Origin of the sequence: Pseudomonas sp. GD03862, assembly GCF_029840855.1 — a bacterium.
Lineage (GTDB): Bacteria > Pseudomonadota > Gammaproteobacteria > Pseudomonadales > Pseudomonadaceae > Aquipseudomonas > Aquipseudomonas alloputida.
The window spans coordinates 1-10,590 of sequence record NZ_JAOCDI010000083.1 but is presented as its reverse complement, the minus strand read 5'-3'; the positions used below and the strand labels follow the sequence as shown (position 1 = coordinate 10,590).

The 10,590-nt window shown below is 62.0% G+C and carries 9 protein-coding genes; 5 read left to right on the top strand and 4 right to left on the bottom strand.

Features of this window, described 5'->3' with window-relative positions:
* Window positions 1-98 precede the first annotated feature (98 nt).
* On the bottom strand, window positions 99-518 hold the full coding sequence (gene mscL / locus N5D53_RS27120; protein WP_014592354.1) for a large-conductance mechanosensitive channel protein MscL: 420 nt from the start codon (window positions 516-518) through the stop codon (window positions 99-101).
* A gap of 176 nt (window positions 519-694) precedes the next feature.
* Between mscL and radA the strand changes: the two genes are divergently transcribed.
* The gene (radA, locus tag N5D53_RS27115; RefSeq protein WP_003251626.1) at window positions 695-2,065 is read left to right on the top strand and encodes a DNA repair protein RadA; all 1,371 of its coding nucleotides are present in this window, start codon (window positions 695-697) and stop codon (window positions 2,063-2,065) included.
* 35 nt (window positions 2,066-2,100) lie between these two features.
* Here radA and N5D53_RS27110 read toward each other — a convergent pair whose 3' ends face one another.
* Together N5D53_RS27110 and N5D53_RS27105 are read right to left on the bottom strand one after the other, a co-directional pair.
* Window positions 2,101-3,618 carry a nucleobase:cation symporter-2 family protein gene (locus N5D53_RS27110; protein ID WP_274142572.1) on the bottom strand — a complete coding sequence of 506 codons (1,518 nt, stop codon included), beginning with the start codon at window positions 3,616-3,618 and terminating at the stop codon, window positions 2,101-2,103.
* A gap of 263 nt (window positions 3,619-3,881) precedes the next feature.
* Window positions 3,882-4,244 carry a PilZ domain-containing protein gene (locus tag N5D53_RS27105; protein ID WP_029615590.1) on the bottom strand — a complete coding sequence of 121 codons (363 nt, stop codon included), beginning with the start codon at window positions 4,242-4,244 and terminating at the stop codon, window positions 3,882-3,884.
* A 177-nt stretch (window positions 4,245-4,421) separates the two neighbouring features.
* Between N5D53_RS27105 and N5D53_RS27100 the strand changes: the two genes are divergently transcribed.
* The 3 genes from N5D53_RS27100 (at window position 4,422) to yjiA (ending at window position 7,758) form a co-directional block, all read left to right on the top strand.
* The gene (locus tag N5D53_RS27100) at window positions 4,422-6,488 is read left to right on the top strand and encodes a carbon starvation CstA family protein (RefSeq protein ID WP_004577217.1); all 2,067 of its coding nucleotides are present in this window, start codon (window positions 4,422-4,424) and stop codon (window positions 6,486-6,488) included.
* A 17-nt stretch (window positions 6,489-6,505) separates the two neighbouring features.
* Window positions 6,506-6,703 carry a YbdD/YjiX family protein gene (locus N5D53_RS27095; protein ID WP_003251633.1) on the top strand — a complete coding sequence of 66 codons (198 nt, stop codon included), beginning with the start codon at window positions 6,506-6,508 and terminating at the stop codon, window positions 6,701-6,703.
* A gap of 77 nt (window positions 6,704-6,780) precedes the next feature.
* Window positions 6,781-7,758: a GTPase gene (gene yjiA / locus N5D53_RS27090; RefSeq protein WP_274142570.1), complete on the top strand. Its 978-nt coding sequence runs from the start codon at window positions 6,781-6,783 to the stop codon at window positions 7,756-7,758.
* Here yjiA and N5D53_RS27085 read toward each other — a convergent pair.
* Window positions 7,718-9,205, bottom strand: a complete 1,488-nt coding sequence (locus N5D53_RS27085; protein ID WP_274142568.1) for a methylenetetrahydrofolate reductase C-terminal domain-containing protein — start codon at window positions 9,203-9,205, stop codon at window positions 7,718-7,720. The two genes, yjiA and N5D53_RS27085, sit on opposite strands and share 41 nt — an antisense overlap.
* 227 nt (window positions 9,206-9,432) lie before the next feature.
* Between N5D53_RS27085 and N5D53_RS27080 the strand changes: the two genes are divergently transcribed.
* Window positions 9,433-10,257, top strand: a complete 825-nt coding sequence (locus N5D53_RS27080; RefSeq protein WP_274142566.1) for a 5-methyltetrahydropteroyltriglutamate--homocysteine methyltransferase — start codon at window positions 9,433-9,435, stop codon at window positions 10,255-10,257.
* Window positions 10,258-10,590: the final 333 nt, after the last annotated feature.

The following is a 10,590-nucleotide window of genomic DNA, read 5'->3' as shown; positions in this document are numbered from 1 at the left end:
TAGGAGCGGGTTCACCCGCGAACACCGGCGAAGCCGGTGCCATCCACCGCACTGGATTCTTCGCCAGCATGCCCGCCCCCCCAGCGCCCCCGCCAATGTCAAGGCAAGCGGTTCTGGTTCTGCGTCTTGAGCAAATCGCGAATTTCGGTCAGCAGCGTCTCTTCAGCCGAAGGCACAGGCGGCGTAGTCGGTGCCACGGCTTCTTCACGCTTGAGCTTGTTGATCGCCTTCACGCCCATGAAGATGGCAAAGGCCACGATCAGGAAGTCGATCACGGTCTGGATGAACTTGCCATACGCCAGCATCACCGCTGGCACGTCACCTTCGGCAGCCTTCAGGGTAATGGCCAGGTCGCTGAAGTCCACGCCACCGATCAGCAGGCCCAGTGGCGGCATGATCACGTCGCCGACGAAGGACGAGACGATCTTGCCGAAGGCCGCGCCGATGATGATACCGACCGCCATGTCGACGACATTGCCTTTGACTGCGAAAGCCTTGAACTCGTTGAGCACGCCCATGTTTGGTTCCTTGTAACAAAAGGTGAGGTTAACGCAGTGTAAGCCACTTAAACGCTTCATGCGTTGTGTTCAGGGCTACTGACTGCAGTTAGAACGAATAGTTTTGTCGCATCTCGAGGCGTTCGAGACACGTCCTGCTCAGTTATCATGGCGAATTTTTCCAGGAGACCCCACCCATGGCCAAGGCCAAGCGCTTGTATGGCTGCACCGAATGCGGCGCGACCTTCCCCAAATGGGCCGGCCAGTGCGGCGAATGCGGGGCCTGGAACACCCTGGTCGAAACCATGATCGAAAGCGGCGGCGCTGCTGCACCCAGTAGCGGCCGCGCTGGCTGGACAGGGCAGCAAGCGCAGATCAAGACCTTGGCCGAAGTCAGTGTCGAGGAAATCCCGCGTTTCACGACCAGCAGCACCGAACTGGACCGCGTGCTGGGTGGCGGCCTGGTGGATGGCTCGGTGGTGCTGATTGGCGGTGACCCCGGCATCGGCAAGTCGACCATTTTGCTACAGACCTTGTGCAACATTGCCGTGGGCATGCCGGCCCTGTATGTCACGGGGGAGGAGTCGCAGCAGCAGGTGGCCATGCGCTCGCGGCGGCTGGGCCTACCCCAGGACCAGCTCAAGGTGATGACCGAAACCTGCATCGAGACGATCATTGCCACGGCGCGGGTCGAGAAGCCGCGGGTAATGGTGATCGACTCGATCCAGACCATTTTCACCGAGCAGTTGCAATCGGCCCCGGGCGGCGTGGCCCAGGTGCGCGAAAGCACAGCGTTGCTGGTGCGCTATGCCAAGCAAAGCGGTACGGCAATCTTCCTGGTCGGCCACGTGACCAAGGAAGGCTCGCTGGCTGGCCCAAGGGTGCTGGAGCACATGGTCGACACGGTGCTGTATTTCGAAGGTGAGTCCGATGGCCGGCTGCGCTTGCTGCGGGCGGTCAAGAACCGTTTTGGCGCGGTCAACGAGCTGGGCGTGTTCGGCATGACCGATCGTGGCCTCAAGGAGGTATCCAACCCGTCGGCGATCTTCCTCAACCGTACTCAGGAAGAGGTGCCGGGTAGCGTGGTTATGGCAACCTGGGAGGGGACCCGGCCAATGCTGGTCGAGGTGCAGGCGCTGGTCGACGATAGCCATCTGGCCAACCCGCGGCGGGTAACCTTGGGCCTGGACCAGAACCGTCTGGCCATGTTGTTGGCGGTACTCCACCGCCATGGCGGTATCCCGACCCATGACCAGGATGTGTTTCTCAACGTGGTCGGCGGAGTGAAGGTGCTGGAAACGGCTTCGGACCTGGCGCTGCTGGCGGCGGTGATGTCCAGCTTGCGCAACCGGCCACTGGCCCATGGTTTGCTGGTGTTTGGCGAGATCGGCTTGTCGGGCGAGGTACGGCCGGTGCCCAGTGGCCAGGAGCGCTTGAAGGAAGCGGCCAAGCACGGCTTCAAGCGTGCCATCGTGCCCAAGGGCAATGCGCCGAAAGAAGCGCCTGCGGGGTTGCAGGTGATTGCCGTTACCCGGCTGGAACAGGCGCTGGATGCATTGTTCGAATAGCGTGCAGGAGCGAGCAAGCTCGCTCCTGCAACCCGTCAGTGCTCGGCAACGGCCGTGCGCCTGACCGTTTCATTGCCATGCTCGTCCAGTTCCAGCATCGGCACTTCGTTACCCTCGGCATCGAACAGCTTGCCATCCTTGAAGTAGTCCCCATCACGCAGCGAGGAAATGTCCGAATACTGGATGGTGCGCTCGTAGGCTGCAGCGAACACTGACTGGTTTTCCGAGTTGCCGGTGGTGAAATGGTTGAAGATCAGGTTCAGCAGGATGGCCATGATCGCCGCCGAGCTGATGCCGGAGTGGAAGATGGTCTCGAACCAGTTCGGGAAGTGGTGGTAGAAGGTCGGCGCGGCAATCGGGATCATGCCGAAGCCCAGCGAGGCCGCGACGATGATCAGGTTGACGTTGTTCTTGTAGCTGACCTTGGACAGGGTGCGGATACCGCTGGCTGCCACGGTACCGAACAGCACGATACCGGCGCCGCCCAGTACCGGGGTAGGCACGGCGGCAATCACCCGGCCCATGACTGGCAGCAGGCCGAGTACCACCAGAATCACGCCGCCGGTAGCCACCACGTAGCGGCTCTTGACCCCGGTCACGGCCACCAGGCCGACGTTCTGGGCGAACGCGCTCTGGGTGAACGAACCGAAAATCGGCGCCAGGATGCTAGATGCCATGTCGGCGCGCAGGCCGTTGCCCAGGCGCTTGGAGTCCACCTTGGTGTCGATGATCTCACCCACGGCGAGGATATCGGCCGACGTTTCCACCAGGGTGACCATGATCACGATACACATCGACAGGATCGCGGCGATGTGGAACTCCGGCATGCCAAAGTGGAAAGGCGTCGGGAAGGCGAACATCGGGCCTTCGCCGACCTTGCTGAAATCGGTCATGCCCAATGCCCAGGCGATCAGCGTGCCGACCACCATGGCCAGCAGGATCGACAGGCGTGAGATGGTGGCGCTGCCAAGCTTGCTCAGCAGCAGCACGATGGCGAAGGTCAGCCCGGCCAGGCCGATGTTGGCCATGCTGCCGAACTCCGGCGAGGCGCTGTTGCCACCCATTACCCAGCGTGCGGCAACCGGCATCAGGGTCAGACCGATGGTGGTGATGACGATGCCGGTCACCAGCGGCGGGAAGAACTTGGTGATGCGCGAGAACACCGGTGTGATCAGAAAGCCGATCAGCGACGCAGCCATGACCGCGCCGAGCACCCCAGGCAGGCCACCGCCCCCCTCGCTGCTCAGGATCGCACCCATGGTCGCCACACCGGCGAACGACACGCCTTGCACCAGTGGCAACTGGCAACCGAAGAACGGCAGGCCAAGGGTCTGCAGCAGGGTAGCAAGACCACCGGCGAACAGCGAGGCGGCGATCAGCATGCCGATTTCGGCACCATTCAGGCCCGCGGCCTGCCCCAGGATCAGGGGTACTGCGACGATCCCACCATACATGGTCAGCACATGCTGCAGACCATAGGCCAGGTTGGCACCAAGGCCGAGGTTTTCATCCTCGGGTCGCTTGGCGGGAGACGTGCTAGGGGACGTAGTCATGGAGCAGGCTCTCTGTTTATTGTTGTGCCGCTACTGTAGACACTTCCTACAAATGATTGCCACAAGAATTGTATACAATATTTTGATCGGAGCGCGAACAGGTCTGGCTGCAGGGTGTGCTAAAACCCAATGCAGAAGGCGTACCAACTTGGCAGAAGCTGTATTAGAAGGGTGTGTACAAAGCATCGCTACCCAGGCTTAAAGCTGTCTGGGTAGACAAGAAACACCAGGTGGGAGGGCTATTAGCTAGCTAAGAGATTTCATTATTCGATGAGTTCGCGCAGCTCACGCATCATTTCGGTGCTGTCAGCCACGTTCAATTCCACAAGACGGTGCAAATGGGTCATCGAATCGACGTCGATGTACAGGCAGATGAAGCCCAGGCGGTCCGGCTCTTCGTGGCGCAGTTCGACTTGCATCTGCACACGGACCTCGTTGTCCAGGTCGATGATGGCGTCGAAGTCCTGAGTCAGGTCGGCATCCCAGTCTGCCGGGCGTTCGATCAGCAAGCCTTTGAGTGAAAGGTCCAGCAGTTTTGCAGGCCAGCGTTTCAGCCCCTGGCGCAGCTCGGTGGGGGCATCGAAGTCGATGCGTTGAAAGCGGCGGCGTTCGTCATGATCGCTCATGGCATGGATCCTCGAATAGGTCATCAGGTGTCATCCTGACTATAGTTAGAGTTGCATGTGCATCAGGTACTGCAATCTGGCCGCAGAGGCTCTAGAACGAAGCAAGTGTGGCAATGCCGCTTGACTGGCCCTAGACTCGGTGGGCGGTCTTTCCAATCCACCAGCTGGAAGCTAACCATGAACAACAATAATAGCCTGCTACGCCATATTCCGTGGCTGGCGCTGGCAGTCATAGGCGCCTGCGCACTGGGGGTGGTTGCCCTGCGTCGCGGCGAGGCGATCAACGCCTTGTGGATCGTGGTCGCGGCAGTGGCCATCTACCTGGTCGCCTATCGTTACTACAGCCTGTTCATCGCCACCAAGGTGATGCAACTCGACCCGCGCCGTGCCACCCCGGCGGTGCTCAACAACGACGGCCTGGACTACGTCCCGACCAACAAACACATTCTTTTCGGTCACCACTTCGCTGCCATCGCCGGCGCAGGCCCCTTGGTCGGGCCGGTACTCGCCGCGCAAATGGGCTACCTGCCCGGCACGCTCTGGCTGATCGCCGGCGTGGTGCTGGCCGGTGCGGTGCAGGACTTCATGGTCCTGTTCCTGTCTACCCGCCGCAACGGGCGCTCGCTGGGCGACATGGTGCGCGAGGAAATGGGCAGAATCCCGGGCACCATCGCCCTGTTCGGCTGTTTCCTGATCATGATCATCATCCTCGCGGTGCTGGCGTTGATCGTGGTCAAGGCCCTGGCCGAAAGCCCATGGGGCATGTTCACGGTGATGGCGACCATCCCGATCGCGATGTTCATGGGCATCTACATGCGCTACATCCGTCCGGGCCGTATTGGCGAAATCTCGGTCGTTGGTGTGGTACTGCTGCTGGCCTCGATCTGGCTGGGCGGCGTGATCGCTGCGGACCCGGTGTGGGGCCCGGCGTTCACGTTCACCGGCGTGCAGATCACCTGGATGCTGGTGGGCTACGGTTTTGTCGCCGCCGTGCTGCCAGTGTGGCTGGTGCTGGCACCGCGTGACTACCTGTCGACCTTCCTCAAGATCGGCACGATCCTTGGCCTGGCCATCGGTATCCTGATCATCGCACCTGAGCTGAAAATGCCGGCGCTGACCCAGTTCACCGACGGCACCGGCCCGGTGTGGAAGGGGACCCTGTTCCCGTTCCTGTTCATCACCATTGCCTGTGGTGCGGTGTCCGGCTTCCACGCGCTGATTTCCTCGGGGACCACCCCCAAGCTGCTGGATAACGAAACCAACGCCCGCTATATCGGCTACGGCGGCATGTTGATGGAATCGTTCGTCGCCATCATGGCCATGGTAGCGGCCTCGGTGATCGAGCCGGGCGTGTACTTCGCCATGAACAGCCCGGCTGCAGTGGTCGGTACCGATGTCGCGTCGGTGGCGCAGACCGTCAGCAGTTGGGGCTTCCTGATTACACCCGAGCAGCTCGAAGCCGTTGCCCGTGACATCGGCGAGCACACCATCCTGGCCCGTGCCGGCGGTGCGCCAACCCTGGCGGTCGGTATCGCGCAGATCCTGCACCAGGTGTTGCCAGGTGAAAACACCATGGCCTTCTGGTACCACTTCGCGATCCTGTTCGAGGCGCTGTTCATCCTCACGGCGGTAGACGCTGGTACCCGTGCCGGGCGCTTCATGCTGCAGGACCTGCTGGGCAGCTTCGTGCCTGCACTCAAACGCACCGAATCGTGGGGGGCCAACCTGCTCGCCACCGCTGGCTGCGTGGCACTCTGGGGCTATCTGCTGTACCAGGGCGTCATCGACCCACTGGGTGGCATCAACACCCTGTGGCCGCTGTTTGGTATCTCCAACCAGATGCTGGCCGGTATCGCCTTGATGCTCGGTACTGTGGTGCTGATCAAGATGAAGCGTCAGCGCTACATCTGGGTCACCCTGCTGCCGGCCGTATGGCTGCTGATCTGCACCACGGCTGCAGGCCTGATCAAGCTGTTCGACCCCAACCCGGCTGTCGGCTTCCTGGCCTTGGCCAAGAAGTACAGCACTGCGCTGGACGCTGGCCAGGTACTGGCCCCGGCGAAGGATATCGGGCAGATGCAGCACGTGATCTTCAACGCCTACACCAACGCGGGCCTGACGATCTTGTTCCTGCTGGTGGTCTTCAGCATCCTGTTCTTCGCCATCAAGGTCGGCTACGCCGCCTTGGGCCGCAAAGAACGCAGCGACAAGGAAACCCCGTTCCAGGCGTTGCCTGACGCGTAATCGAGAGGACTGCAATCATGTTCAACGACTTGGGTCGACTGGGCAAATACCTGGGGCAGGCAGCCCGCCTGATGGTCGGCATGCCCGACTACGACAACTATGTCGAACACATGCAGAAAACGCATCCGGACAAGCCGGTGATGAGCTACGAGGCGTTCTTCCGCGAACGTCAGGAAGCACGTTACGGTGGCAAGTCCGGGCCCAAGTGCTGTTGAGCCTGCGGTACGTGTAAACCTGTGGGAGCCTGGGTAACCGGCTCCCACAGTCATTTTCAGATTCAGGAGTATTTTGCGTGCAGACGCCCATTCCCGTAACCGTCCTCACAGGCTTCCTCGGTGCCGGCAAGACCACCTTGCTCAAGCACATGCTCAAGGCCGAGCATGGCCTGAAGCTCGCCGTGATCGAAAACGAATTCAGCGAGGCCGGCATCGACAGCCAACTGCTGGGGGACCAGCCGGTGCAGGTCATGACCTTGGCCAACGGTTGTGTATGCTGCAGCATCCATGGCGACCTGACTCGCGCGCTGTACCTGCTGCTTGAACGCCTGGATGCCGGGGAAATCGCCTTCGATCGCCTGGTGATCGAATGCACCGGCCTGGCCGACCCGGCGCCGGTCGCGCAAACGTTCTTCATCGACGAAGAGCTGCGTGAGCGCTACATCCTCGACGGCATCATCACCCTTGTCGATGCCGCGCATGCCGAACTGCACCTGACCCAGACCATCGCTCAGGCCCAGGTCGGCTTTGCCGATCGTCTGCTGCTGAGCAAGACCGACCTGGTCGAGCCAACTGCGGTTGAAGCCCTGCGCGAACGCCTGGCCCGCATCAATAGCAGGGCGGCGATCCGTGTGGTCGAACACGGCTGCATCGACCTGGCTGAATTACTGGATGTGCGCGGTTTCAACCTCAACCCCGACCTTGGGGTGAACCTGAAACCGATGTTGCAACCGGTGCTCAAGCCTGCCACCCCGGACCGTATCTCCACGATGGTGCTGCGTACCGAAGCCCCGCTGGATATCGACCGCCTCAGCAGCTTCATGAACGAGCTGCTGGAAACCCACGGCAAACAGCTGCTGCGCTACAAGGGCGTGCTGAACATTGCCGGCGAGGAACGCAAGCTGGTGTTTCAGGGCGTGCTCAAGCTGTATGGCTTCGACTGGGACGCCGAGTGGGCCGCAGGCGAAGCGCGCGAGAGCGTGATGGTGTTCATTGCCGACGAACTGCCCGAGGCTACGATTCGGGCTGGCTTCGAGGCAATGGCTGCGGGCTGAGCCGCTGCGGCGCCTGCCCCGCGAACCACTGCGGCCATGAGCTGCGGTGGCGGGTTTCGACCTCGATGCACGGGATCAGGCGTTCGGTCAGCACAGCAGTTTGCCGCACGGCTTTGGCGGTGCGGTACTTGACGCTGTGGATGCACTCGCGGTCGCCGAACTCGCAGCGGTTCAGGGCGGTTCCGCCGCAAGGGCCATTGGCCAGGCCTTTAGGGCAGGTTTCCGGGCAGATATACAAGGTGTCTTCCAGGCGGCAACGGCCGCAGGTGTCGCAACCCACCAGCGGGCGCTTCACACTGCGCTCCAGCGTGTGCAGCACGTGTGAGCCGACGCGTGTACCCCACAGAGGCTGGCGCACCGCCCAGCCGAAGGCCTTGCTCAGGCTGTTGCGGCGGCTGAACAGCAGTGCGTGCATGCCATGCATCAGGTGATAGCGGGCTTTTTCCTTGAATGAGGCATCGACCCGTGACTCGTCCAGGCGCCAGCCAGCCTGTGGCGGATGGAAGGTCACCGCCGGCAGGCCAGGCATCTGCCAGCTGGCGTGCCAGGCCGGTGCCCATTGCTCCAGGGACTGAACCTGGGTTTGCCAGTACTCGATACGGGCCTCCAGGGCCAGCAGCTGTTCGAGCGTGTGAACCCCTGACAGGTGCACACCGGCGTACCCCATCAGCTTTGTACCGATAATCTGCAAGGCCAGGCGGTCAACACTGCGCGCCTGGGCAAAGGCCTTGGACTGCGCCGTCTCCGCTTCGAGCATGTCGCGCATGGATGGCGTGACAGTGACGCCGGCCACGTGGTCGAGCATCGCCGCGCGCCCGTGGGTGAGGCTCATGAGGCAGGCCAGCATGGGCTTGGGTGAGGCCTGACGGCGCATCCAGTGTATGGCTTCCTGATGCTTGGCGGCATCGAAGCCCAGCTGCAAGGTGAGGAAGTCAGCCCCCGCTGCCAACTTTTTCTCGGCCTTGAAGTACTGGGCGCCGCCTTCTTCCTCGTGGTACTTGAACGGGTTCAGCGCCGCGCCCAGCAGCCAGTGCGGGCAGGCTTGGCGGGCAACCTGCAGGGCGGCGACCGATTCCAGATAACGCACCGGGCGCTGGCCAGGTTCATGGCCGGGCAGGCGGTCGCCAGTCAGCAGTAACAGCTGGTCGAGGCCGGCGGCGTCCATACGCTGCAGTTGGGCGAGCAGGTGGTGGCGTTCGCGATCCTTGCCTGAAAAATGCGGCAGGGCGGGCACCGGGTTGCTGAACGAGGCGAGGGCGTCCAGCGGTGACATGTCCAGCGGGCTGCCGACACGATCACCGATGGCCACGGTCATGGGCCAGCCGCATAGGTGCGCACGGGCCAGGATCGCCTCCATGGCGGCAAAGCGTTCTGCGGAAGGCTTGGGGACGAACTCCATTACGCAGACGAAGTTCTGTTCGCGCAGGGCGGTTTTCAGCAGGCTCATATTGGCCGGGCACCTGGTGTGGTCAGGGTGGCATTGTGCGGCAGAAGGCGAGCCGGGTCATGTCCGGATGCGCAAGGTGGTGATCTGAATGAGACATGGGGCGCGAAGACCATGACAGCATGATCATGAAGATTTCTTGGGTTCATCTCAAATTTAATGAGTTTGTCTCAATACCTCGCCAGCCGGAGAATCCCCTCATTCATTCAAGCATGCTGAAGGGACAAGACATGGCACTGGCACATAACCTGGGCTTTCCACACATCGGCCGTGACCGCGAGCTGCGTGCCCGCCACTGGCAGGTGCAGAAAGACGCTGGCATCGAGCTGCTGCCGGTCGGCGACTTCGCCTGGGACAGCCACGTGCTTAGCGCAGGCGATCAGCCGTTGGTTCTGAACTGGGAACCACTGTTCGAAGAAGTGGAGCACGCCAAGGCTCTGGGTCATGCAGTCAAGCCGGTAGTGATCGGCCCCTTGACCTACCTGTGGCAGGGCCAGACCGTGGGCGGTGACTTCGACAAGCTGGAGCTGCTTGACCGCCTGCTGCCCGTGTATGACCAGCTCCTCAACCGCCTGGCCGACCATGGCGTTGAATGGGTGCAGATCGATGAACCCATCCTCGCCCAGGACCTGCCCCAGGATTGGAAAAATGCCTATGAACGCGTTTACAACATCCTTCAACGCGCACCGTTGAAGAAGCTGATCGCCACGTACTTCGGTGGCCTGGAGGGCAACCTCGGCCTGGCCGCCAACCTGCCGGTCGATGGCCTGCACGTCGATCTGGTTCAGGCGCCCGAGCAGTACCAGACCATTCTCGATCGCCTGCCGGCCTACAAGGTACTGTCGCTGGGCCTGGTCGACGGTCGTAACGCCTCGCCTTGCGATCTGGGCAAGACCCTGGGGCTGCTGCACGAAGCCCATGAACGCCTGGGTGAGCGGCTGTGGTTGGCGCCGGCCTGTTCGTTGCTGGAGAGTCCAGTGGAACTGGCCGTGCAGAAGTGCCAGGAAGTGGCGGTGCTGGCCGCTTCGCTGGAGCAGGCCCGAGCCGCGGCTTGAACGGTTGCTGCCTGTGCCGGCCTCTTCGCGGGTGAACCCGCTCCTACGACGGCCTGCGCGCAATCACGGATGTGTGTCCGCCACCGATCAGTGGTAGGAGCGGGTTTACCCGCGAATACGGTGGCAGCTGCAACGGTGAACGGCTGGTGGAAATTGGTCAGCAGGCCCGGCCCTTTCGCGGGTGAACCCGCTCCTACACGCGGCCTGCGCGCAATCACCGATGTGTGTCCGCCACCGATCAGTGGTAGGAGCGGGTTTACCCGCGAATACGGTGGCAGCTGCAACGGTGAACGGCTGGTGGAAATTGGCCAGCAGGCCCGGCCCTTTCGCGGG